The following is a 21,491-nucleotide window of genomic DNA, read 5'->3' as shown; positions in this document are numbered from 1 at the left end:
TGATGATTGAGCATTGCTTCACCTTCACCCACAGCAGATCTAAGTGGACCTTCACGGTCAGCGGGACCGAGACTGCCGGTATGACGCCTTCCGCCGCTGCCCGCCCGCGCCCCTTCGGCCGCGCCCTCTGTGCCATGATCACGCCGTTCACCGCCGACGGCGCCCTCGACCGGGAGGCCGCCGCCGCGCACGCCGCCGCCCTGGTCGCGGGCGGCTGCGACGGGCTGGTGCTCAGCGGCACGACCGGCGAGTCCCCGACCACCTCCGACGCGGAGAAGGCGGACCTGCTGCGCGCGGTGCGCGACGCGGTCGGCCCGGACGTGCCGCTGGTGGCGGGCGTCGGCACCGCGGACACCCGGCACACCGTCGAGCTGGCGCACCAGGCGGAACGGGCGGGCGCGGACGGGCTCCTGGTGGTGACCCCGTACTACAGCAGGCCCCCGCAGGCGGCCGTGGAGGCGCACTTCCGGCGGATCGCGGACGCGGCGGGCCTGCCGGTGATGCTGTACGACATCCCCGGCCGCACCGGCACCCGCATCGAGCCGGAGACGATGCTGAGGCTCGCGGAGCACCCGCGCATCGTGGCCGTGAAGGACTGCTCGCAGGACCTGCTGACGGCGACCCGGGTGATCGCGGCCGGCGGGCTGGCCTACTACTCGGGCTGCGAGGAGCTGAATCTGCCGCTGTACGCGGTGGGCGGCGCCGGGTACGTCAGCACGGTCGCCAACGTGGTGCCGGGCCGGATGCGGGCGGTGCTGGACGCGTTCGACGCCGGGGACACCGACGGGGCCGCCCGGCTGAACGCGCGGCTGGCCCCGCTGACCGCGCTGATGATGGCGTCCGGGCTGCCCGGCACGGTGACCGCGAAGGCGCTGCTGGCGGCGGGCCCGGTCCGCGAACCGCTGCAGCCCGCCGGGCGCGAGGCGTCCGACGGGCTGCGTGCGGCGTACGAGGAACTCCTCGTGGCCGCTTAGTCGTTGCTGTGCAGGACGTCGTTGAGGCCGTCCCAGACCGCGTTGTTCGGGCGGGCCTCGACGGCTCCGGTGACCGAGTTGCGGCGGAAGAGGATGTTCGAGGCGCCGGAGAGCTCGCGGGCCTTGACCACCTGGCCGTCCGGCAGGGTGACCCGGGTGCCGGCGGTGACGTACAGACCGGCCTCCACGACGCACTCGTCGCCGAGCGCGATGCCGACCCCGGCCTCCGCGCCGACCAGACAGCGCTCGCCGATCACGATGCGCTCCTTGCCACCGCCGGAGAGCGTGCCCATCGTGGAGGCGCCGCCGCCGATGTCCGAGCCGTCACCGATGACGACACCGGCGGAGATGCGGCCCTCGACCATGGAGGTGCCGAGCGTGCCGGCGTTGAAGTTGACGAAGCCCTCGTGCATCACGGTCGTGCCGGAGGCGAGGTGCGCGCCGAGGCGCACCCGGTCGGCGTCGGCGATCCGCACGCCCTTCGGCGCCACGTAGTCCGTCATGCGCGGGAACTTGTCGACGGAGGTGACCTGGAGGTGCAGGCCCTCGGCGCGGGCGTTGAGCCGCACCTTCTCCAGATCGTCCACGGCGACCGGGCCGAGCGAGGTCCAGGCGACGTTGGCGAGGTGGCCGAAGATGCCGTCCAGGTTCTGCCCGTGCGGCTGGACCAGGCGGTGCGAGAGCAGGTGCAGGCGCAGGTAGACGTCGTGGGCGTCGAGCGGCTTGTCGTCCAGGGAGGCGATGACCGTGCGCACGGCGACGACCTCGACCCCGCGGCGGGCGTCGACGCCGATGGCCTTGGCGGCGCCCTCGCCGAGCAGGTTGACGGCCTGGTCGGGGCTGAGCCGCTCGGTTCCGGCCGGGCCGGGCTCGGCGGTCAGCTCGGGGGCGGGGAACCAGGTGTCGAGGACGGCACCGTCGCCGGCGATGGTGGCGAGGCCGGCGGCGACGGCGCCGGTGGTACGGGTGGAAGTCGTGTCGGTCATGACCAGAAACCTAACCGGACCGGGGGCGCGCGGGCGAACCGGTCTCAGCGTCCGGGCGACGCGCCGCCGGGACCGGCGCGGGAGACCCGGGCAGCCGCCGGGCCGCGAGCACCGCGCACCCCGCCAGGCAGGCGAGGACCGCGCAGGCGGGCCAGAGCAGCGCGGGCGCGGTGGTGTACAGGGCGCCGCCCAGCGGCGGGGCCAGCACCTGGCCGCTGATCGAGGCGCCCGCGTACAGGCTCTGGAAGCGGCCCTGCGCGTGGGCGGGCGCCTGATCGGCGACGTACGCCGTGGCGGGGGTCTTGTACAGGATCTCGCCGAGGGTGAGGGAGACCATCATCAGGACGGCGAATCCGGCCCCGGCGCCCGGGATCAGCAGCGTGTACCCGGCCGCGACCAGCAGCAGTCCGGTGCCGATGATGCCCAGCGGGGCGCGGGCGCGCAGGGCGTGGGCGGCGGGCAGTTCCAGACAGAGGATCACCCCGCCGTTCACGGCGATGAGCCAGCCGTAGAACGCGGTGGAGTGGCCGTGGTCCGCGAGGAAAACCGGCAGGGTGGAGTACTGCTGGCGGTAGACGACGTCCACGCAGACGATCGCGGCGAGCAGGACCGGCACGGCGGGCCTGGCCAGCAGCTCGCGCCACAGCCCCGGGGCACCGGGCGGCGGGGGCGCGGGGCGGGAGTGCGCGGTGCCCCGGGCGGGGAGGATGCGGGCCGCGTAACAGGCGAAGAGCAGGGTGCCCAGGCCGTCGACGAGGAACAGCCAGTCGTACGAGAAGCGGGCGGCGATCAGCGCTCCGGCGGGCGGTCCGAGGGTGAAGCCGCCGTTGGAGGCGAAGCGGGTCAGGGCGAAGCTCTGGCGCCGGCCGCCCTCCGGGACGGAGACGGCCACCAGGGCGGAGTTCGCGGCGCGCACGACGCCGCTCGCGTACTGGGCGAGCGGCAGCACGGCGTACAGCGCGGCGAGCGGCAGCAGGGGCAGCGCGACGAGGACCGCACCGCTCACACAGGCGCCGAGCAGCAGCATCCGGCGGTGCCCGTAGCGGTCGCCGAACCAGCCTCCGGTGAAGTTCCCCGCGACCAGGCCGACGCCGCCGATGCCGGTGAGCAGCCCGGCCTGGGCGACGGAGAGCCCGCGCGGGCCGGTCAGATAGACGAAGAGGTAGACGAAGGTGAAGCTCACCACCGCGTTGAAGAACGCCCCGACGGCCAGCAGCCGCACCGTGCGCGGCACACCTCTCAGCATCCCCATCCGAACACCCTCCCCAGCGGAACACCCAGTGAGTTCCTTTTGGGAACTGACTATGGCAGCATGGATTCCGCAGGTCAACGCGGCCCGATGGAGTTGAATGGCAGCCCCGGACCACCGAGGAGGCCCCATGCCCCAGCGCATCAGCCAGGCCGACGCCGACTGCGCCATCGCGCAGGCGCTCGACGTGGTCGGCGACTGGTGGACCCTGCTGATCGTGCGGGACACCGCGCGCGGCGTGCACCGGTTCGACGCCCTCCAGCGCGAACTGGGCGTCTCGCGCAAGGTCCTGACGGAACGGCTGCGGCTCCTGGTCGACGCGGGGGTGCTCTCCCGCGAGCCGTACCAGGAGCGGCCGGTGCGGTACGAGTACCGGCTGACCCCGCGCGGACGCGCCCTGCTGCCGGTACTGATCGCGCTCCAGGACTGGGGCGACGCCTGGGTGATGGGAGACGGGGAGACGATGGCGACCACGGAGGAGTCCTCACGGGAGGCCGCGCGCGTGCACGCGCTGCGCGGGACGCGTGTGCCGGAGCTGACCCTGCCCGGGGCGGACGGCGACCGCCGGGACCCGGTGGCCGCCACCCCGTACACCGTCCTGTACTTCTTCCCCGGCGCCTATGCCCGCCAGGAGTCCTATCCCCCGGGCTGGTCCGGCATCCCCGGCGCCCGCGGCTGCACCCTCGAATCGTGCACCTACCGCGACCGGCTGGCCGAGTTCACGGCGGCGGGCGCGAGCGTGCACGGCGTCTCCACCCAACGCCCCGACGAGCAGGCGGCCTTCGCCGAGGCGGAGCGCCTGCGCTTCCCGCTCCTCTCCGACGCCGACCTGGAGCTGACCGCCGCGCTGCGCCTGCCGACGTTCCGCGCCGGCGGAATCGTCCGCGCCAAGCGGCTGACCCTGGTGGTGGACCGGGACCGCACGGTCCGCGAGGTGCTGTACCCGGTCACCGACATCGAGGACAGCGTGCGGGCCGCCCTGGCGGCGGTGCCCCGGCCCTGACGGCGCTCAGCCCGCGACCCGGCCCAGCATCTCGCGGGCGTACGCCTCGTCGTAGGCACTGCCCGTGAGCAGCACCTGGATGCAGATGCCGTCCATCAGGGCGACCAGGGCGCGGGCGGTGGCCGGGTCGGTGCGCGGGCGGAGCAGGTCGGTCACGCCGTCGGTCCACTCGGCGGCGACCGGGCGCAGCGCGGGCCTGCGCACGGCGGCGAGATACAGCTCGTACTCCAGCTCGGCGCGGCCGCGCCCGCCCGCGAAGAACTCCCCGAGCAGCCGGGCGAGTTCGGTGGCGAGGTCCGCTTCCGGGTCGGCGAGGGCGACGCTCCCGCGCAGGACGGCGGCGAAGTTCTCGTTGGTCCGGCGCAGGGCGGCGACCAGCAGTTCGTCCAGCGAGGCGAAGTGGTACGTGGTCGAGCCCAGCGGCACATCGGCCTCGGCGGCGACGGAGCGGTGGCTCAGCCCGGCGATGCCCCGCTCACCGGCCACCCGGATCGCCGCGTCGATGATCCGGTCGCGCCGCTCGGGGTCGTACCGCCGTGCCATCAGTGCGCCCCGCCCAGATTGAGCACCACCACACCGGCGATGACCAGCAGCACGCCGAGGGCCTTGAGCGGAGTGGCGGACTCCCCCAGGAAGAACATCCCGATGAGGGCCACCGCCGCGGTGCCGACGCCCGCCCAGATCGCGTAGGCGGTGCCGACGGACAGGGTCTTGAGGGTCTGGGCGAGCAGGGAGAAGGCCAGCAGATAGCCGGCGACGGTGATCAGCGAGGGCCAGAGCCGGGTGAATCCCTCGCTGTACTTCATGGCGGTCGTCCCCGCCACCTCCGCCGCGATGGCCGCGGCGAGCAGTCCGTATCCCATGTGTACGAGTGTACGCAACGCCTTGCCGCTACCGTGGTCCGTTCAGCACATGATCGAACAGATGGGCGGGGAGCGGCAGTGGCGCAGGACGCAGGGTGGGGCGGCTGGGGTGGCGGTGGCTGGATGCCCCCGAAGCCGGGGGTCATACCCCTGGGGCCGTTGAAGCTCGGGGACATATTCAACGGCGCGTTCTCGACGCTGGGCCGCTATGCCAAGCAGCTCTTCGCGGTGGGCGCGGCGCTGTACGGCGGGGCGCTGGTCGTGCTGGGCGTGGCGGTCGCCGTCGCGTACGGGGCGGTCTCGGACCATCTGGACCGGCTGTTCGACCTGGAGGAGGGCGAGGCCGCCGCCTCGCAGGACGTGGTCCCGGTGATCGTCGCGTTCGGCGTGGTCCTGCTGCTCGGGTTCCTCGCGATGGTGATCGCCTCGGCCGTGGTCTACGCGGCGGTGCCGGCGGTTCTCCAGGACGCGGTGCTGGGCCGGCCGACGACGTTTTCCGCGGTCTGGCGGCGGGCCTGGGCGCGGACGCCCGCGGTGATCGGCACGCTTCTGCTGACCGGGCTGATCACGATGGTGCCGATGGTGCTGGCGGTGGGCGCGCTCACCGCGGGGATCATCGCCGCGGTCGCCACGGACGGCGGCGGGGCCGCGGTGACGCTGATCATCGTGGGCGCGGTCTGCTTCCTCGCCTTCGTCCCGCTGGTCCTCTGGATCTGGGTGCGGTTCTCGCTCGCCCCCGCGACGGCCGTGTTCGAGAACCAGGGCCCCGTGGCCTCGCTCCGCCGCTCGGCCCTGCTGGTGCGCGGCGACTGGTGGCGGATCTTCGGCATGATGCTCCTCTCGGGCATCATCGCCTCCGCGGTCAGCTACATCATCCAGCTGCCGTTCAACTTCCTCGGCATGTTCACCGGCGCACTGGGCTCCACCGCCGTGGACGAGAACACGCACCCGGCCGCGATCATCACCGCCCTGGGCGGCTACGTGGTCCTCGCGGTGCTCGGCCAGCTCGTGGGCCAGCTGGTCGTCGCCGTGTTCCCGCCGCTGATCACGGGACTGCTGTACGTGGACCGGCGCATCCGCACCGAGAACCTGGCCCCGGTCCTCGCCGAGGCCGCCGCCGTACCGCCGCCGTACGCCGCCTAGTCGGTCAGCGTCTTCTTCGGGCGCAGTACGCAGAACTCGTTGCCCTCGGGATCGGCCAGCACCACCCACGTCACGTCCGACGGCTGGCCGACCTCGATGCGCCGGGCGCCGAGCCCGGTCAGGCGCTCGACCTCGGCGGCCTGGTCGTCCGGGGAGAGGTCGATGTGCAGCCGGTTCTTGACCGCCTTGTCCTCGGGCACGGGCAGGAAGCAGATGCCCGGCAGCGCGGTCTCGTCGGCGCCGATGACGATCTCGTCCTCGTCCTCGTAGATCACCCGCCAGTCCAGGGCGGCACACCAGAAGCGCGCCTGGGCGGGCAGGTCATGGGCGTCGACGGCGAGCTGATAGAAGCGAAGGGCCATGGGCGACAGTCTGCCCCGCGGCCCCTGCGCCCACAACGCCGAAACGGCCCCGGCGAGTTGCCGGGGCCGTTGTCGCGCGTACGGGTGTACGCGGAGGCTCAGACGTTGAAGCCCAGCGCGCGCAGCTGCTCGCGGCCGTCGTCCGTGATCTTGTCGGGGCCCCACGGCGGCATCCAGACCCAGTTGATCCGGAGCTCGTTGACGATGCCGTCCGTCGCGGACTTCGCCTGGTCCTCGATGACATCGGTCAGCGGACAGGCCGCGGACGTCAGGGTCATGTCGAGGGTGGCGATGTTGGCGTCATCGATGTGGATGCCGTAGATCAGCCCCAGGTTGACGACGTCGATGCCCAGCTCGGGGTCGACCACGTCGTACAGCGCTTCGCGGACCTCCTCCTCGGAGGCCGGCTTGGTCGTCACGGTCTCGTTGTCGCTCATGCGGTCTTCCCTTCGGACAGCGCCTGCGCCGTCGCGTCCTTCCACGCCATCCAGCTCAGCAGCGCGCATTTCACCCGGGCCGGGTACTTGGAGACACCGGCGAACGCGACCGCGTCCTCCAGCACCTCTTCCATCGCGTCGTCGGGCTCCAGCTGCCCCTTCGACTGCATCAGTTCCAGGAACGCGGCCTGGATCTTCTGCGCCTCGCCCAGTTCCTTGCCCACCAGCAGCTCGTTCAGCACGGAGGCGCTGGCCTGGCTGATGGAGCAGCCCTGGCCCTCGTAGCTCACGTCGGCGAGGGTCTCGCCGTCGTACCGCACCCGCAGCGTGATCTCGTCACCACACGTCGGATTGACGTGGTGCACCTCGGCGTCGCCGTCCCGCAGACCGCGCCCGTGCGGGTGCTTGTAGTGGTCCAGGATCACTTCCTGGTACATGGAATCCAGCTTCACGAGTTCAATCCCCAGCCGCGTCTAGGCGAAAAAATTCCGGACGTGTTCCAGGCCGTCCACCAGGGCGTCGACCTCGGCGGGCGTGGAGTACAGATAGAACGACGCTCGCGTCGTCGCAGGAATTCCGTACCGCAGGCAGACCGGGCGGGCGCAGTGGTGGCCGACCCGGACCGCGATGCCCTGTTCGTCCAGCACCTGCCCCACGTCGTGCGGATGGATGTCGCCGAGCGTGAAGGAGATCGTCGCGCCGCGGTCCTCCGCGGTGGCCGGGCCGATGATCCTGAGGTCCGGCACCTCCAGGAGCCGCTTCACCGCGTAGGCGGTGATGGCCTGCTCATGGCGGTGGATGTTCTCCATGCCGATCGAGGTCAGGTAGTCCACGGCCGCGCCGAGGCCGACGGCCTGGGCGATCGGGGGCGTACCGGCCTCGAACTTGTGCGGCGCGGGCGCGTAGGTCGAGGAGTGCATCGACACGGTCTCGATCATCTCGCCGCCACCCAGGAACGGCGGCAGGTCCTCCAGGAGTTCCTGCCGTCCCCAGAGGACGCCGATGCCGGTCGGGCCGACCATCTTGTGACCGGTAAAGGCCACGAAATCGGCCTGGAGCGCCTGCACGTCGAGCACCATGTGCGGGGCAGCCTGGGAGGCGTCGACGCAGACGAGCGCACCGACCTCCTGGGCGCGGCGGACGATCTGCTCGACCGGGTTGTGCGTGCCCATGATGTTCGAGACCAGCGTGAAGGAGACGATCTTCGTCTTCTCGGTGATGATCTCGTCGATGTTGGACAGGTCGAGCCGGCCGTCGTCGGTGATGCCGAACCACTTCAGCTTCGCGCCCGTGCGCTGCGAGAGCAGCTGCCAGGGAACGATGTTGGAGTGGTGCTCCATCTCCGTGGTGACGATCTCGGTCTCGTGGTCGACCCGGTAGGGCTCGTCGGCCCAGCCGAGCATGTTGGCCACGAGGTTCAGCGACTCCGAGGCGTTCTTCGTGAAGATGACCTCGTCGCGGCTGGGCGCGTTGATGAAGGCGGCGACCTTGTCACGGGCGCCCTCGTACAGCGCCGTGGCCTCCTCCGCGATCGTGTACACGCCCCGGTGCACATTGGCGTTGTGGCGCTCGTAGTACTCGTTGAGGGCGTCGAGGACCTGGCGCGGCTTCTGCGAGGTCGCCGCGCTGTCCAGGTACACGATCTTCTTGCCGTCGTGGACCGTGCGGTCCAGGAGGGGGAAGTCCTTGCGGATCGCCTCGGTGTCGAGGAGGCCCGGCAGATATGTCACGCGGCAGCGCCACCCTTCACGTAGGCCTCGTAGCCCTCGTTCTCCAGCTTGTCGGCCAGCTCGGCGCCGCCGGACTCGGCGATCCGGCCGTTGGCGAACACGTGCACGAAGTCGGGCTTGATGTACCGGAGGATCCGGGTGTAGTGCGTGATCAGCAGGGTGCCGACCTCGCCGGTCTCGCGGACGCGGTTGACGCCCTCGGAGACGATGCGCAGGGCGTCGACGTCCAGACCGGAGTCGGTCTCGTCGAGGATGGCGACCTTCGGCTTGAGGAGCTCCAGCTGAAGGATCTCGTGGCGCTTCTTCTCACCGCCGGAGAAGCCCTCGTTGACGTTGCGCTCGGCGAAGGACGGGTCCATCTGGAGGCCGGCCATCGTCTCCTTGACCTCCTTCACCCAGGTACGCAGCTTGGGCGCCTCGCCGCGGACAGCGGTGGCGGAGGTGCGCAGGAAGTTGGAGACCGAGACACCGGGGATCTCGACCGGGTACTGCATGGCGAGGAACAGGCCGGCGCGGGCCCGCTCGTCCACGGACATCTCCAGGACGTCCTCGCCGTCCAGGGTCACCGTGCCGCTGGTGATCGTGTACTTGGGGTGGCCTGCGAGGGAGTACGCGAGGGTGGACTTGCCGGACCCGTTGGGGCCCATGATGGCGTGGGTCTCGCCCTGCTTCACGGTCAGGTCGACGCCCTTGAGGATCTCCTTCGTGGCGTTGTCGGCCTCGACGGAAACGTGCAGGTCGCGGATTTCAAGCGTTGCCATGGGTGACTCAGGACTCCTGGGTGACGGAGACGAGCACATCGTCCCCTTCGATCTTGACGGGGTATACGGGGACGGGGCGCGTCGCGGGAAGGCCGGACGGCTTGCCGGTGCGCAGGTCGAAGCTCGATCCGTGCAGCCAGCACTCGATCGAACAGTCCTCGACCTCGCCCTCGGACAGCGAGACGTTCGCGTGCGAGCAGATGTCGTTGATCGCGAACACCTCGCCCTCGGTGCGGACGACGGAGACCGGCGTGCCGTCGAGCTCCACCCGTTTGGGGGTGTCGTCCGCCAGCTCGCTCAGCGCACAGGCTTTGACGAAGGCCATCAGACCGACGCCTCCAGCTCGGCCTCGATCTTGTCGAGCAGGCGGGCCTCGACGTCCGGCAGACCGATCTGCTGGACCAGCTCGGCGAAGAAGCCGCGCACGACGAGGCGGCGGGCCTCCTCGGCCGGGATGCCCCGGGACTGGAGGTAGAACAGCTGCTCGTCGTCGAAGCGGCCGGTCGCGGAGGCGTGGCCGGCGCCGACGATCTCGCCGGTCTCGATCTCCAGGTTCGGCACGGAGTCGACCCGCGCGCCGTCCGTGAGGACCAGGTTGCGGTTCATCTCGTAGGTGTCGGTGCCCTCGGCGGCGGCCTGGATGAGCACGTCGCCGATCCACACCGCGTGCGCCTCGTCGCCCTGGAGCGCGCCCTTGTAGGCCACGTTGGACTTGCAGTGCGGGGTGTTGTGGTCGACCAGGAGGCGGTGCTCCTGGTGCTGGCCCTTGTCGGTGAAGTACAGGCCGAACAGCTCGGCCTCGCCGCCGGTGCCCGCGTAGGCGATCCGGGGGTGCAGCCGGACCACGTCGCCGCCGAAGGTGACGACGACGGACTTGAACGAGGCGTCCCGGCCGACCAGCGCGTTGTGCTGGCCGACGTGGACCGCGCGCTCGTCCCAGTCCTGCACGGAGACGACGGTCAGCTTGGCGCCGTCGCCCAGGACGTAGTCGACGTTGGCGGCGAGCACCGCGTCACCGGTGTGGTCGATGACGACGACGGCCTCGGCGAAGGCCCCCAGCTCCACGACCTGGTGGCCGTAGGCGACACCGCCCTCGCCGTGCACGGCGATCCGGATCGGCTCGGTCAGCACGGCCTCCTTGGGGACCGTGACGACGTGGGCCTGCTCGAAGGACGAGTACGCCTGCGCGGCCACCCGGTCGACCGGCTTGCCGGCCTTGCCCAGCCGGGCGTCGTCGCGGCCGACGGTCTCGACCACGACGCCCTCGGGGGCCTCGATGGCGACCTTCACACCGCTGCCGGTCGCGGCGGCGGTGCCGTCGTGCAGGCCGCGCAGCCGCTCCAGCGGGGTGAACCGCCACTCCTCCTCGCGGCCGTGCGGGACGGGGAAGTCCGCTACGTCGAAGGACGGGGGCGCGCTCATGCGCGTGGCGACGGTCGACTCCGCGGCCACCGCGATGGAACCGGCGGTGGTGGACCCCGCGGGGATGTTCTGAGCCTCAGCCATGGCTGTCGTAGTGCTCGCTTTCTCAGTCAAGAACTTCAGGACGTGTTCGGCGGCGTACTAGCCGACCGAACCCTCCATCTGCAGCTCGATCAGCCGGTTGAGCTCCAGGGCGTACTCCATCGGGAGCTCCTTGGCGATCGGCTCGACGAAGCCGCGCACGATCATCGCCATGGCCTCGAACTCGGTCATGCCGCGGCTCATCAGGTAGAAGAGTTGGTCCTCGGAGACCTTGGAGACGGTCGCCTCGTGGCCCATCGACACGTCGTCCTCGCGGACGTCGACGTACGGGTAGGTGTCGGACCGGGAGATCGTGTCCACGAGCAGCGCGTCGCACAGCACGTTGGACTTCGCGCCCGGCGCGCCCTCGCCGATCTCGATCAGACCGCGGTAGGAGGTGCGGCCGCCGCCTCGCGCCACCGACTTGGAGACGATGTTGGACGAGGTGTTCGGGGCCATGTGGACCATCTTGGCGCCGGCGTCCTGGTGCTGGCCCTCGCCCGCGAAGGCGATGGACAGGGTCTCGCCCTTGGCGTGCTCGCCCATCAGGTAGACGGCCGGGTACTTCATGGTGACCTTGGAGCCGATGTTGCCGTCGACCCACTCCATGGTCGCGCCCTCGTAGGCCACGGCACGCTTGGTGACCAGGTTGTAGACGTTGTTCGACCAGTTCTGGATCGTCGTGTAGCGGCAGCGGCCGCCCTTCTTCACGATGATCTCGACGACCGCGGAGTGCAGCGAGTCGGAGGAGTAGATCGGGGCCGTGCAGCCCTCGACGTAGTGGACGTAGGCGTCCTCGTCCACGATGATCAGCGTGCGCTCGAACTGGCCCATGTTCTCCGTGTTGATACGGAAGTAGGCCTGGAGCGGGATGTCCACGTGGACACCCTTGGGCACGTAGATGAAGGAGCCGCCGGACCACACGGCCGTGTTCAGCGACGCGAACTTGTTGTCGCCGACCGGGATGACGGTGCCGAAGTACTCCTTGAAGAGCTCCTCGTGCTCCTTCAGCGCGGTGTCGGTGTCGACGAAGATGACGCCCTGCTCCTCCAGGTCCTCGCGGATCTGGTGGTAGACGACCTCGGACTCGTACTGCGCGGCGACACCGGCGACGAGGCGCTGCTTCTCCGCCTCGGGGATGCCGAGCTTGTCGTACGTGTTCTTGATGTCCTCGGGCAGGTCGTCCCAGGAGGCAGCCTGCTTCTCCGTGGAGCGGACGAAGTACTTGATGTTGTCGAAGTCGATGCCCGACAGGTCCGAGCCCCAGTTCGGCATGGGCTTCTTGCCGAAGAGCTTGAGGCCCTTGAGCCGCAGCTTCAGCATCCACTCGGGCTCGTTCTTCTTCTCCGAGATGTCGCGGACGACGGCCTCGGAGAGGCCGCGCTTGGCCGCCGCGCCTGCCGCGTCGGAGTCGGCCCAGCCGAATTCGTACGTGCCCAGACCCTCGAGCTCAGGGTGGGCAGTCTCCGTGGGGAGCGTCATGCGGGGTTCCTCCCGGCCGTGCTTGCAGATGCTGAATCGGTGGTGTGTGGGGTGGGGTGTCCGCTGCGCGGAATGTACGTCGTGCACACCCCGTCGCCGTGGGCGATGGTGGCCAGACGCTGCACATGGGTCCCCAGGAGGCTGGAGAAGATCTCCGTCTCCGCCTCGCACAGCTGCGGGTACTGCTCGGCGACGTGCGCGACCGGGCAGTGGTGCTGGCACAGCTGCTCACCCTGCTGCGGGCCCGGCGCGCTGCGCGCCGTAGCAGCGTACCCGTCGGCGGACAGCGCCTTGGCCAGCGCCTCCGTACGGGCTTCGGGATCCGCGGCCTCGATGGCCGCGCGGTAGGCCGCCGACTGCTCGGCGGTCCTGGCCCGGGCGAACGCCATGACCGCTTCGTCGCCCGCGGTCTCGGCGATCCAGCGCAGGGCGTCCGCGGCGAGCGTGTCGTAGGACTGGTCGAAGGCGTCCCGGCCGCAGTCGGTGAGGGCGAAGACCTTGGCCGGACGGCCCCGGGTCCGCGCCCCGTACACCCGCTGCTCGCGGGCCTCGACCACGCCGTCGCAGGCGAGCGCGTCGAGATGGCGGCGCACGGCGGCCTGGGTGAGCCCCAGCCGCTTCGCCAGCTCCGCGACGGTGGACGGGCCGTGGTCCAGGATGGACCGCGCGACGCGGTTGCGCGTCGAGCGCTCACCGGTCGCGAGTTCCTCCTGAGGAGCCTCGCCCGCGTATTTCACAACGCCATTGTTGCGTAATTCCTCCGGCCGTGACAACCACGGTCCGAAACGATCAACGGTGCTTTCCATCACTTAGGGTTACCTAATCAAGCCCCGGAGCCGGGCCTCTCCGGGCCGCTGCCTAGACTCGTCTGCCATGAACAGCGAGCCCCGCCCGGCCGTCCGGATCAGCGGCCTGGTGAAGCGGTACGGCGACAAGACCGCGGTGGACGGCCTCGACCTGGAGATCCCGGCCGGCGCCGTCACCGCCGTGCTCGGCCCCAACGGCGCCGGCAAGACCACCACCATCGAGACCTGCGAGGGCTACCGCCGCCCCGACGGCGGGACCGTCCGGGTCCTCGGCCTCGACCCCGTCGCCGACGCCGCGCGGCTGCGCCCCCGGATCGGCGTGATGCTCCAGTCCGGCGGGATCTACTCCGGCGCCCGCGCCGACGAGATGCTCCGCCACATGGCCAAGCTGCACGCCCACCCGCTCGACGTCGACGCCCTGATCGAACGCCTCGGCCTCGGCTCCTGCGGCCGCACCACCTACCGCAGGCTCTCCGGCGGCCAGCAGCAGCGGCTCGCCCTCGCCATGGCGGTCGTCGGCCGGCCCGAGCTGGTCTTCCTGGACGAGCCCACCGCCGGCCTCGACCCGCAGGCCCGCCGCTCCACCTGGGACCTGGTCCGGGAGCTGCGCGCCGACGGGGTGAGCGTGGTGCTCACCACCCACTTCATGGACGAGGCGGAGGAGCTGGCCGACGAGGTCGCCGTCATCGACGCCGGCCGGATCGTCGCCCAGGGCTCCCCCGAGGCCCTGTGCCGGGGCGGCGCCGAGAACACCCTGCGCTTCACCGGCCGCCCCGGGCTCGACCTCGGTTCGCTGCTCAAGGCGCTGCCCGACGGCACCGGGGCGGACGAGCTGAGCTCCGGCACGTACCGCATCACGGGCGACATCGACCCGCAGCTGCTGGCCACCGTCACCTCCTGGTGCGCGCAGCACGGCGTGATGCCCTCCGGCATCTCCGTCGAGCGCCACACCCTGGAGGACGTCTTCCTCGAACTGACCGGCAAGGAGCTGCGCGCATGAGCGCCGGTACGTACACCCCCCGGCCGGGCGCCGCCCCGCTGCCGCGCATGATCGCCGCGCAGACCGCGCTGGAGACGCGGATGCTGCTGCGCAACGGCGAGCAGCTGCTGCTGACCGTGGTCATCCCGACGCTGCTCCTCGTGCTGTTCAGCTCCGTGGACATCGTGGACACCGGCACGGGCGAGCCGGTCGACTTCCTGACGCCCGGCGTGCTGGCGCTGGCCGTGATGTCGACCGCCTTCACCGGCCAGGCCATCGCCACCGGCTTCGAGCGGCGCTACGGGGTGCTCAAGCGGCTCGGCGCCTCACCGCTGCCCCGCTGGGCGCTGATGACCGCGAAGACCCTGTCCGTGCTGGTCACCGAGGTCCTCCAGGTGGTCCTGCTGACGGTGATCGCCTTCGCGCTGGGCTGGTCCCCGCACGGCAACCCCCTCGCCGTGCTGCTGCTCCTGGTGCTGGGGACCGCCGCCTTCTCCGGGCTCGGGCTGCTGATGGCCGGGACGCTGAAGGCGGAGGCGACCCTCGCCGCGGCCAACCTGGTCTTCCTGCTGCTCCTGGTCGGCGGCGGGGTGATCGTGCCGCTGGAGAAGTTCCCGGACGCGGTGCAGTCGGTGCTGGGCCTGCTGCCGATCGCGGCCCTCTCGGACGGGCTGCGGGACGTCCTCCAGCACGGCGCCGGGATGCCCTGGGGCGACCTGGGCATCCTCGCGGTCTGGACGGTCCTGGGGCTCGGCGCGGCGGCCCGCTTCTTCCGCTGGGAGTGAGCCGACAGACGCGCTCCGTCGCCGTTACGCGTAACTCGTCCCCCCAGGGGGGCGTCGCACCGGTCAGGGCGGGGTCCACGACGCCTGGCACGGCACCTCGCCGCGTTGCCGAAACGCCCGAATGGCTCCGCCATTAGGATGTTCCGGCGCCTTGCGATGCACCGCACCAGACGCCGCGGCCTGATCCCACCCTGACCGGCGCGACGCCCCCTCGTGAAAGCTTGCACAAGCGGCGTCCTACCATGGTGCGCGTGCCCAAGCTGACCCGAGCCGAAGTCGCTCAAGCCCTGCGCAATCCGCTGCTGTACATCGCCGAGCGCTGGACGCCCGAGCCCCGGACGGTGCGCCGCGCGGCCATGTCCGCGGTCGTGATGGCCGTCGTGATCGTCGTGACCGGCGGCGCCGTCCGGCTCACCGGCTCCGGCCTCGGCTGCCCGACCTGGCCCAAGTGCACCGACGAGAGCCTGACGGCGACGAGCGCGATGGGCTTCCACGGCGCCATCGAGTTCGGCAACCGGATGCTCACGTACGTGCTGTGCGCGGCCGTCGGCTGGGCGATCATCGCGGCCCGGTCCGCGAAGCCCTGGCGGCGCAGCGTCACCCGGCTCGGCTGGGTCCAGTTCTGGATCGTGATGGGCAACGCGGTGCTCGGCGGCATCGTCGTGCTCGTCGGGCTGAACCCGTACACCGTCGCGGCGCACTTCCTGCTCTCCACCGCGCTGCTCACGGTCGCCCTGACGACCTGGCAGCGGATCCGTGAGGGCGACGAGGCGCCGCGCCCGCTGGTCGGCAAGGCGGTCGCCCAGCTGGCCTGGCTGCTGGCCGTCGCGGCGGGGCTCCTGATCGCCGTGGGCACGGTGGTCACGGGCGCCGGGCGGCACGCGGGCGACTCCAGCGACGTCCACCGCATCCCCATCGACTGGAAGACGGTCGCCCAGCTGCACGCGGACCTGGCCTGGGTCGTGGTGGCGCTGACCGTCGCGCTCTGGTTCGTCCTGAAGGCCGTGGACGCGCCCATCGGGCCGCTGCACCGGACCCGGGAGCTGTTCCTGATCCTGATGGCGCAGGGCGTCATCGGCTATGTGCAGTACTTCACCGATACGCCGGAGATCCTGGTCGGCGTGCACATGTTCGGCTCGTGCCTGGTGTGGATCGGGGTCGTACGCGTCATGCTGTCGCTGCGCGAGCGGCCGGTGGCCGTCGCGCCGCTGCCGGCGCCGGCGGCCGAGCAGGCGGAGCCCGCCGCGGCCGGCTGACGCCGGGGCACACACGAACGGACCGGGGCTCCCGCTCCACGGCTGTACGCCGTCGGAGCGGGAGCCCCGGTCCGTTTCTCCGGTCTCAGGCCGCGTTGGAGGGGCCGCCGACCTGGATCCCGGCCATCCGGGTCCACTCGTACGGGCCCGTGCGCACCTTCGCCGCGAACTCGCCGTCGAAGGATTCGTGGAGCGTGATCCCGGACCTCTGCGCGGCGCTCTCGGCGATCTCGTACGAGGGGGCGACCAGATCGCCCCACTCGCCGTCCTCGCCCACCAGGACGATGCGGGCGCCCATCTGCCCGAGGTAGGCGACCTGCCCCTCGGCACCGCCGTGCGCCTTCGCGAAGGCACCGATCTGCTTGGCCAGCCGGGCCGCCCTGCGCTCCGCGCGCGCCGCCCGCCTGCCGTCCACCTGCTGGGTCTCAGCCTCTGCCGTCTCTGCCATGGACAGGATGCTACCGGCGGGTAGATCAACCGGCGACGGGCGGGGAGCGTGGCATCGGCCACGCTCCCCGCCCGTCGGACGGAGCAGGGGTTCTACCGGAGGAAGGGGTCCACCGCCACGGCGACGAAGAGCAGCGACACATAGGTGATCGACCAGTGGAACAGCCGCATCTCCTTGAGCTTCGCGCCCGTCACCCCGGACTTGGCCCGGCTGAGCAGCGCGTGCGCCTCCCAGAGCCAGAAGCCGCCGGTCAGCAGCGCCACGGCGGTGTAGAACCAGCCGGTGTAGCCCAGCGGGGTGAGCAGCAGCGAGACGGCGACCATCACCCAGCTGTAGGCGACGATCTGGCGGGCGACCACCCGGTTGGACGCGATGACCGGGAGCATGGGGACGCCGACGCGGGCGTAGTCGTCCTTCACCTTCATCGACAGCGGCCAGTAGTGCGGCGGCGTCCAGAAGAAGATGACGGCGAAGAGGATCACCGCGGCCCAGGACATCTCGTTCGTCACGGCGGACCAGCCGATGAGGACCGGCATGCAGCCCGCGATGCCGCCCCAGACGATGTTCTGCGAGGTGCGGCGCTTCAGCAGCATCGTGTAGATCACGACGTAGAAGAGCAGGGCGCCCAGCGACAGCGCCGCGGACAGCCAGTTGACCAGCAGACCGAACCAGACCGTCGAGACCACCGCGAGGGTGATGCCGAAGGCCAGGCACTCGCGCGGGCTCACCATCCCGGTGACCAGCGGGCGCTGCGACGTACGGTCCATCAGCGCGTCGATGTCGCGGTCGATGTACATGTTCAGTGCATTGGCACCGCCGGCGGACAGGTAGCCGCCGATGGTGGTAGTGAGCACGAGCCACAGGTCGGGTACACCCTGAGCGGCCAGGAACATCACCGGAACAGTGGTGATCAGCAACAGCTCGATGATCCGAGGCTTGGTCAGTGCCACGAATGCCTTGACACGGGCCCCGAATGGGCGTTGGCCCCCTGGGCTCGGAGTCAAGGCGACCCCTGCGGGTCGGGACTCGACGGCCGTCACGCACACCCCTGACAGAGAAATCCCAGCAAGCTCCGGGCGTAAGGGCCCGGTGAAGACTTGCGCGAACCCGACCACTGTAGACGTTGGGGACAGGCCGCCCTTCGCGGGGGTGGGGTCGTGTTGATGTGGCGCGGACGGCCGCCGGGGGCCGTCTCGTACGCACGAGTGACGCACTGGTGTCGCAGGGGTCGCGCGACCCGTTTCCGGGGCCTCCGCAACCGCGCCCGGGGCCGCTCTTCGGAGCGCCCAGGAGTGGGTCTCCGCGCTCATCGGAGAAGCCCATCGGTGAGCCCTTCCGCTCATACGGGAGGCGGATTCCACGGGCCGCCCGCACCCTGGTAGGAGCCGGAAAACACGGGTACGGACGGGGGTAGGCTCGACAGCATCCGGTGCGGTCGAAGTCACCGGTCTACAACAGTTGGAGAGGAGCCCTGACTCAGGGTGAGCACCAAGCCGACCACCACAGACCTCCAGTGGACCGAATTGGACCAGCGGGCCGTGGACACCGTCCGCGTCCTCGCCGCGGACGCCGTACAGAAAGTCGGAAACGGCCACCCGGGCACGGCGATGAGCCTGGCTCCCGCCGCGTACACCATCTTCCAGAAGGTGATGCGGCACGACCCGGCGGACGCGGACTGGACCGGCCGCGACCGGTTCGTGCTCTCCGCGGGCCACAGCAGCCTGACCCTGTACATCCAGCTCTACCTGGCCGGCTACGGCCTGGAGCTGGCGGACCTGGAGTCGTTCCGCACCTGGGGCTCCAAGACCCCGGGCCACCCGGAGTACGGCCACACCACCGGGGTCGAGACGACGACCGGCCCGCTGGGCCAGGGCGTCGCCAACGCGGTGGGCATGGCCATGGCCGCCCGCTACGAGCGCGGTCTGTTCGACCCGGAGGCGGCCCCCGGCACCTCCCCGTTCGACCACATGGTGTGGGTCGTCGCCGGTGACGGCTGCCTCCAGGAGGGCATCTCGGCCGAGGCGTCCTCGCTGGCCGGCCACCAGAAGCTGGGCAACCTGGTCCTGCTGTGGGACGACAACCACATCTCCATCGAGGGCGACACGGAGACCGCGGTCTCCGAGGACACCGTCAAGCGCTACGAGGCGTACGGCTGGCACGTCCAGCGCGTCGACCAGCTGCCCAACGGCGACCTGGACCCGGAGGGCCTCTACAACGCGCTGCTCGCCGCCAAGGCCGAGACCGAGCGCCCCTCGTTCATCGCGGCCCGCTCGATCATCGCCTGGCCCGCCCCGCACGCTCAGAACACCGAGGCGTCGCACGGCTCGGCGCTCGGCGACGACGAGGTCGCCGCGACCAAGAAGGTGCTCGGCTTCGACCCGGAGAAGAGCTTCGAGGTCGCCGACGAGGTCATCGCGCACACCCGCCGCGCCCTGGACCGGGGCCGCGAGGCGAAGGCCGAGTGGGAGAAGGGCTTCGACGCCTGGCGCTCCGCCAACCCCGAGCGCGCCGCCGACTTCGACCGCATCGCCGCGGGCGAGCTGCCCAAGGGCTGGGAGGACAGCCTGCCGGTCTTCGAGACGGGCAAGGGCGTCGCCACCCGCGCCGCGTCCGGCAAGGTGCTCCAGGCGCTCGGCGGGATCATCCCCGAGCTGTGGGGCGGCTCCGCCGACCTGGCCGGTTCGAACAACACCACGATCGACAAGACGTCGTCGTTCCTCCCCGCGGGCAACCCGCTGCCGGAGGCCGACCCGTACGGCCGGACGATCCACTTCGGCATCCGCGAGCACGCCATGGCCGCCGCGATGAACGGCATCGCGCTGCACGGCAACACCCGCATCTACGGGGGCACCTTCCTGGTGTTCTCCGACTACATGCGCAACGCCGTGCGCCTGTCCGCGCTGATGCACCTGCCGGTGACCTACGTGTGGACGCACGACTCGATCGGCCTCGGCGAGGACGGCCCGACCCACCAGCCGGTCGAGCACCTGGCCTCGCTGCGCGCCATCCCGGGCCTCAACGTCGTGCGCCCGGCCGACGCCAACGAGACCGCCATCGCCTGGCGCGAGATCCTGCGCCGCTACACCAAGGTGTTCGGCGAGGGCGCCCCGCACGGCCTGGCGCTGACCCGCCAGGGTGTGCCGACGTACGAGGCGAACGAGGACGCGGCCAAGGGCGGCTACGTGCTCTTCGAGGCCGAGGGCGGCACGCCCCAGGTCGTGCTGATCGGTACGGGCTCCGAGGTCCAGCTCGCCGTCGAGGCGCGCGAGGAGCTCCAGGCGGCCGGAGTTCCGACCCGTGTGGTCTCGATGCCGTGTGTCGAGTGGTTCGAGGAGCAGGAACAGGGTTACAAGGACTCCGTCCTGCCCCCGTCGGTCAAGGCGCGCGTGGCCGTCGAGGCGGGCATCGCCCTGACCTGGTACCGGTACGTGGGAGACGCCGGCCGGATCGTCTCGCTGGAGCACTTCGGCGCCTCGGCGGACGCGAAGGTCCTGTTCCGCGAGTTCGGCTTCACCGGCGAGAACGTCGCCGCCGCCGCCCGGGAATCCCTCGCCGCCGCCACGCGCTGACGCCGGTATACGACTAGTAGGAGATGCATTTCTCATGACAGACGCACTCAAGCGCCTCTCCGACGAGGGCGTGGCGATCTGGCTCGACGACCTCTCGCGCAAGCGGATCACCTCGGGCAACCTCGCCGAGCTGATCGACCAGAGCCACGTCGTGGGGGTCACGACCAACCCGTCGATCTTCCAGAAGGCCATCTCGCAGGGCGACGGTTACGACCAGCAGCTCGCCGACCTCGCGGCCCGCAAGGTGACCGTCGAGGAAGCGATCCGCATGATCACCACCGCGGACGTCCGGGACGCGGCCGACATCCTGCGCCCGGTCTTCGACGCGACGGACGGCCAGGACGGCCGGGTCTCCATCGAGGTCGACCCGCGCCTGGCGCACGACACGACGGCCACGGTCGCCGAGGCCAAGCAGCTGGCCTGGCTGGTGGACCGCCCGAACACGCTGATCAAGATCCCGGCGACCAAGGCGGGCCTGCCCGCGATCACCGAGACGATCGGCCGGGGCATCAGCGTCAACGTCACGCTGATCTTCTCGCTGGAGCGCTACCGCGCGGTCATGGACGCCTACCTGGCGGGCCTGGAGAAGGCGAAGGCCGCGGGCCTGGACCTCTCCAAGATCCACTCGGTGGCGTCCTTCTTCGTGTCCCGTGTGGACACCGAGATCGACAAGCGCCTGGACGCCATCGGCGGCGAGGAGGCGAAGGCCGCGAAGGGCAAGTCCGCCCTGGCCAACGCCCGCCTGGCCTACGAGGCGTACGAGGAGGTCTTCGCCGGTGAGCGCTGGGCCGCCCTGGACAAGGCGCACGCCAACAAGCAGCGTCCGCTGTGGGCCTCGACCGGCGTGAAGGACCCGGCCCTCAAGGACACCCTGTACGTGGTGGACCTCGTCGCGCCGAACACGGTCAACACCATGCCGGAGGCGACTCTGGACGCGGTGGCGGACCACGGCGAGGTGACCGGCGACACCGTCACCGGTGCGTACGACCAGGCTCGCGCCGACCTCGACGCGATCAAGAAGCTCGGCGTCGACTACGACGACGTCGTGCAGCTGCTGGAGGACGAGGGCGTCGAGAAGTTCGAGACGTCCTGGAACGACCTGCTCAAGTCGACCGAGGCGGAGCTTCAGCGCCTCGCCCCCTCGAAGGGCTGACC

At 70.8% G+C, this 21,491-nt stretch carries 23 protein-coding genes; 8 read left to right on the top strand and 15 right to left on the bottom strand.

Annotated elements, in window-relative coordinates; all coding sequences use genetic code 11:
• Nucleotides 1-80: 80 nt before the first annotated feature.
• Nucleotides 81-974: a 4-hydroxy-tetrahydrodipicolinate synthase gene (gene dapA / locus AMK18_RS26165; RefSeq protein WP_073864709.1), complete on the top strand. Its 894-nt coding sequence runs from the start codon at nucleotides 81-83 to the stop codon at nucleotides 972-974.
• Here the strand turns inward: dapA and dapD are convergent.
• A complete protein-coding gene (gene dapD, locus AMK18_RS26160; RefSeq protein ID WP_073864708.1) occupies nucleotides 971-1,960 on the bottom strand; it encodes a 2,3,4,5-tetrahydropyridine-2,6-dicarboxylate N-succinyltransferase in 990 nt (329 codons plus the stop codon). The two genes, dapA and dapD, sit on opposite strands and share 4 nt — an antisense overlap.
• Before the next feature lie 10 nt (nucleotides 1,961-1,970).
• The gene (locus tag AMK18_RS26155) at nucleotides 1,971-3,212 is read right to left on the bottom strand and encodes an MFS transporter (protein WP_073864707.1); all 1,242 of its coding nucleotides are present in this window, start codon (nucleotides 3,210-3,212) and stop codon (nucleotides 1,971-1,973) included.
• A gap of 127 nt (nucleotides 3,213-3,339) precedes the next feature.
• Between AMK18_RS26155 and AMK18_RS26150 the strand changes: the two genes are divergently transcribed.
• Complete coding sequence (locus AMK18_RS26150; RefSeq protein WP_018104633.1) at nucleotides 3,340-4,212, top strand: winged helix-turn-helix transcriptional regulator; 873 nt, start codon at nucleotides 3,340-3,342, stop codon at nucleotides 4,210-4,212.
• Between the two features lie 6 nt (nucleotides 4,213-4,218).
• Here the strand turns inward: AMK18_RS26150 and AMK18_RS26145 are convergent, their stop codons facing one another.
• Both AMK18_RS26145 and AMK18_RS26140 read right to left on the bottom strand, forming a co-directional pair.
• The gene (locus AMK18_RS26145; protein ID WP_018104632.1) at nucleotides 4,219-4,755 is read right to left on the bottom strand and encodes a TetR/AcrR family transcriptional regulator; all 537 of its coding nucleotides are present in this window, start codon (nucleotides 4,753-4,755) and stop codon (nucleotides 4,219-4,221) included.
• Nucleotides 4,755-5,075, bottom strand: coding sequence for a DMT family transporter (locus AMK18_RS26140; RefSeq protein WP_018104631.1), 321 nt, complete (start codon nucleotides 5,073-5,075; stop codon nucleotides 4,755-4,757). Before AMK18_RS26140 ends, AMK18_RS26145 begins: the two co-directional genes overlap by 1 nt.
• Nucleotides 5,076-5,153: 78 nt before the next feature.
• Here AMK18_RS26140 and AMK18_RS26135 point away from each other — a divergent pair, with 78 nt between their 5' ends.
• Entirely contained in the window at nucleotides 5,154-6,218 is a 1,065-nt protein-coding gene (locus tag AMK18_RS26135) for a hypothetical protein (RefSeq protein ID WP_241836644.1), read from the top strand.
• On the opposite strand, the gene AMK18_RS26130 is transcribed toward AMK18_RS26135, so the two are convergent.
• From AMK18_RS26130 to AMK18_RS26090, 9 genes are all read right to left on the bottom strand, one after another.
• Nucleotides 6,215-6,580: a VOC family protein gene (locus tag AMK18_RS26130; RefSeq protein WP_018104629.1), complete on the bottom strand. Its 366-nt coding sequence runs from the start codon at nucleotides 6,578-6,580 to the stop codon at nucleotides 6,215-6,217. The genes AMK18_RS26135 and AMK18_RS26130 overlap by 4 nt on opposite strands.
• A 98-nt stretch (nucleotides 6,581-6,678) precedes the next feature.
• A complete protein-coding gene (locus AMK18_RS26125) occupies nucleotides 6,679-7,017 on the bottom strand; it encodes a metal-sulfur cluster assembly factor (RefSeq protein ID WP_018104628.1) in 339 nt (112 codons plus the stop codon).
• Nucleotides 7,014-7,469, bottom strand: coding sequence for a Fe-S cluster assembly sulfur transfer protein SufU (gene sufU / locus AMK18_RS26120; protein WP_018104627.1), 456 nt, complete (start codon nucleotides 7,467-7,469; stop codon nucleotides 7,014-7,016). The genes AMK18_RS26125 and sufU overlap by 4 nt, the downstream gene beginning before the upstream one ends.
• Nucleotides 7,470-7,490: 21 nt before the next feature.
• Entirely contained in the window at nucleotides 7,491-8,747 is a 1,257-nt protein-coding gene (locus AMK18_RS26115) for a cysteine desulfurase (protein WP_018104626.1), read from the bottom strand.
• Complete coding sequence (gene sufC / locus AMK18_RS26110) at nucleotides 8,744-9,508, bottom strand: Fe-S cluster assembly ATPase SufC (protein ID WP_018104625.1); 765 nt, start codon at nucleotides 9,506-9,508, stop codon at nucleotides 8,744-8,746. The genes AMK18_RS26115 and sufC overlap by 4 nt, the downstream gene beginning before the upstream one ends.
• 7 nt (nucleotides 9,509-9,515) lie before the next feature.
• A complete protein-coding gene (locus tag AMK18_RS26105) occupies nucleotides 9,516-9,833 on the bottom strand; it encodes a bifunctional 3-phenylpropionate/cinnamic acid dioxygenase ferredoxin subunit (protein WP_018104624.1) in 318 nt (105 codons plus the stop codon).
• Nucleotides 9,833-11,014 (bottom strand): Fe-S cluster assembly protein SufD, encoded by a 1,182-nt coding sequence (gene sufD, locus AMK18_RS26100; RefSeq protein ID WP_018104623.1) that lies wholly within the window; start codon nucleotides 11,012-11,014, stop codon nucleotides 9,833-9,835. Before sufD ends, AMK18_RS26105 begins: the two co-directional genes overlap by 1 nt.
• A gap of 57 nt (nucleotides 11,015-11,071) precedes the next feature.
• Nucleotides 11,072-12,493 (bottom strand): Fe-S cluster assembly protein SufB, encoded by a 1,422-nt coding sequence (sufB, locus tag AMK18_RS26095; protein ID WP_018104622.1) that lies wholly within the window; start codon nucleotides 12,491-12,493, stop codon nucleotides 11,072-11,074.
• A complete protein-coding gene (locus AMK18_RS26090) occupies nucleotides 12,490-13,230 on the bottom strand; it encodes a helix-turn-helix transcriptional regulator (RefSeq protein ID WP_073864705.1) in 741 nt (246 codons plus the stop codon). The genes sufB and AMK18_RS26090 overlap by 4 nt, the downstream gene beginning before the upstream one ends.
• 136 nt (nucleotides 13,231-13,366) lie before the next feature.
• On the opposite strand from AMK18_RS26090, the gene AMK18_RS26085 reads away from it, so the two are divergent.
• From AMK18_RS26085 to AMK18_RS26070, 3 genes are all read left to right on the top strand, one after another.
• Nucleotides 13,367-14,299 (top strand): ABC transporter ATP-binding protein, encoded by a 933-nt coding sequence (locus AMK18_RS26085; protein ID WP_073864704.1) that lies wholly within the window; start codon nucleotides 13,367-13,369, stop codon nucleotides 14,297-14,299.
• Complete coding sequence (locus AMK18_RS26080; protein ID WP_073864703.1) at nucleotides 14,296-15,063, top strand: ABC transporter permease; 768 nt, start codon at nucleotides 14,296-14,298, stop codon at nucleotides 15,061-15,063. Before AMK18_RS26085 ends, AMK18_RS26080 begins: the two co-directional genes overlap by 4 nt.
• Before the next feature lie 242 nt (nucleotides 15,064-15,305).
• Nucleotides 15,306-16,319 (top strand): COX15/CtaA family protein, encoded by a 1,014-nt coding sequence (locus AMK18_RS26070; protein ID WP_073864702.1) that lies wholly within the window; start codon nucleotides 15,306-15,308, stop codon nucleotides 16,317-16,319.
• Between the two features lie 85 nt (nucleotides 16,320-16,404).
• Here the strand turns inward: AMK18_RS26070 and AMK18_RS26065 are convergent, their stop codons facing one another.
• Together AMK18_RS26065 and AMK18_RS26060 are read right to left on the bottom strand one after the other, a co-directional pair.
• The gene (locus tag AMK18_RS26065) at nucleotides 16,405-16,767 is read right to left on the bottom strand and encodes a hypothetical protein (RefSeq protein WP_073864701.1); all 363 of its coding nucleotides are present in this window, start codon (nucleotides 16,765-16,767) and stop codon (nucleotides 16,405-16,407) included.
• A 92-nt stretch (nucleotides 16,768-16,859) separates the two neighbouring features.
• Nucleotides 16,860-17,807 carry a heme o synthase gene (locus AMK18_RS26060; RefSeq protein ID WP_073864792.1) on the bottom strand — a complete coding sequence of 316 codons (948 nt, stop codon included), beginning with the start codon at nucleotides 17,805-17,807 and terminating at the stop codon, nucleotides 16,860-16,862.
• Nucleotides 17,808-18,248: 441 nt separating this feature from the next.
• Here AMK18_RS26060 and tkt point away from each other — a divergent pair, with 441 nt between their 5' ends.
• Nucleotides 18,249-20,336 carry a transketolase gene (tkt, locus tag AMK18_RS26055; RefSeq protein WP_073864700.1) on the top strand — a complete coding sequence of 696 codons (2,088 nt, stop codon included), beginning with the start codon at nucleotides 18,249-18,251 and terminating at the stop codon, nucleotides 20,334-20,336.
• A gap of 34 nt (nucleotides 20,337-20,370) precedes the next feature.
• The gene (tal, locus tag AMK18_RS26050; RefSeq protein WP_018104614.1) at nucleotides 20,371-21,489 is read left to right on the top strand and encodes a transaldolase; all 1,119 of its coding nucleotides are present in this window, start codon (nucleotides 20,371-20,373) and stop codon (nucleotides 21,487-21,489) included.
• The last annotated feature ends 2 nt before the right edge of the window (nucleotides 21,490-21,491 follow it).

It is taken from the genome of Streptomyces sp. CB01249 (assembly GCF_001905735.1).
GTDB lineage: Bacteria > Actinomycetota > Actinomycetes > Streptomycetales > Streptomycetaceae > Streptomyces.
The sequence above is the reverse complement of the archived record's forward strand: the minus strand, read 5'-3'. Positions and strand labels throughout refer to the sequence as shown.

Excerpts from the sequence above, each read along its gene's own strand:
- dapA (WP_073864709.1), top strand. The coding sequence starts at position 81 with ATGACGCCTTCCGCCGCTGCCCGCCCGCGCCCCTTCGGCCGCGCCCTC.
- dapD (WP_073864708.1), bottom strand. The coding sequence starts at position 1,960 with ATGACCGACACGACTTCCACCCGTACCACCGGCGCCGTCGCCGCCGGC.
- AMK18_RS26155 (WP_073864707.1), bottom strand. The coding sequence starts at position 3,212 with ATGGGGATGCTGAGAGGTGTGCCGCGCACGGTGCGGCTGCTGGCCGTC.
- AMK18_RS26150 (WP_018104633.1), top strand. The coding sequence starts at position 3,340 with ATGCCCCAGCGCATCAGCCAGGCCGACGCCGACTGCGCCATCGCGCAG.
- AMK18_RS26145 (WP_018104632.1), bottom strand. The coding sequence starts at position 4,755 with ATGGCACGGCGGTACGACCCCGAGCGGCGCGACCGGATCATCGACGCG.
- AMK18_RS26140 (WP_018104631.1), bottom strand. The coding sequence starts at position 5,075 with ATGGGATACGGACTGCTCGCCGCGGCCATCGCGGCGGAGGTGGCGGGG.
- AMK18_RS26130 (WP_018104629.1), bottom strand. The coding sequence starts at position 6,580 with ATGGCCCTTCGCTTCTATCAGCTCGCCGTCGACGCCCATGACCTGCCC.
- AMK18_RS26125 (WP_018104628.1), bottom strand. The coding sequence starts at position 7,017 with ATGAGCGACAACGAGACCGTGACGACCAAGCCGGCCTCCGAGGAGGAG.
- sufC (WP_018104625.1), bottom strand. The coding sequence starts at position 9,508 with ATGGCAACGCTTGAAATCCGCGACCTGCACGTTTCCGTCGAGGCCGAC.
- AMK18_RS26105 (WP_018104624.1), bottom strand. The coding sequence starts at position 9,833 with ATGGCCTTCGTCAAAGCCTGTGCGCTGAGCGAGCTGGCGGACGACACC.
- sufD (WP_018104623.1), bottom strand. The coding sequence starts at position 11,014 with ATGGCTGAGGCTCAGAACATCCCCGCGGGGTCCACCACCGCCGGTTCC.
- sufB (WP_018104622.1), bottom strand. The coding sequence starts at position 12,493 with ATGACGCTCCCCACGGAGACTGCCCACCCTGAGCTCGAGGGTCTGGGC.
- AMK18_RS26085 (WP_073864704.1), top strand. The coding sequence starts at position 13,367 with ATGAACAGCGAGCCCCGCCCGGCCGTCCGGATCAGCGGCCTGGTGAAG.
- AMK18_RS26080 (WP_073864703.1), top strand. The coding sequence starts at position 14,296 with ATGAGCGCCGGTACGTACACCCCCCGGCCGGGCGCCGCCCCGCTGCCG.
- AMK18_RS26070 (WP_073864702.1), top strand. The coding sequence starts at position 15,306 with ATGGTGCGCGTGCCCAAGCTGACCCGAGCCGAAGTCGCTCAAGCCCTG.
- AMK18_RS26065 (WP_073864701.1), bottom strand. The coding sequence starts at position 16,767 with ATGGCAGAGACGGCAGAGGCTGAGACCCAGCAGGTGGACGGCAGGCGG.
- tal (WP_018104614.1), top strand. The coding sequence starts at position 20,371 with ATGACAGACGCACTCAAGCGCCTCTCCGACGAGGGCGTGGCGATCTGG.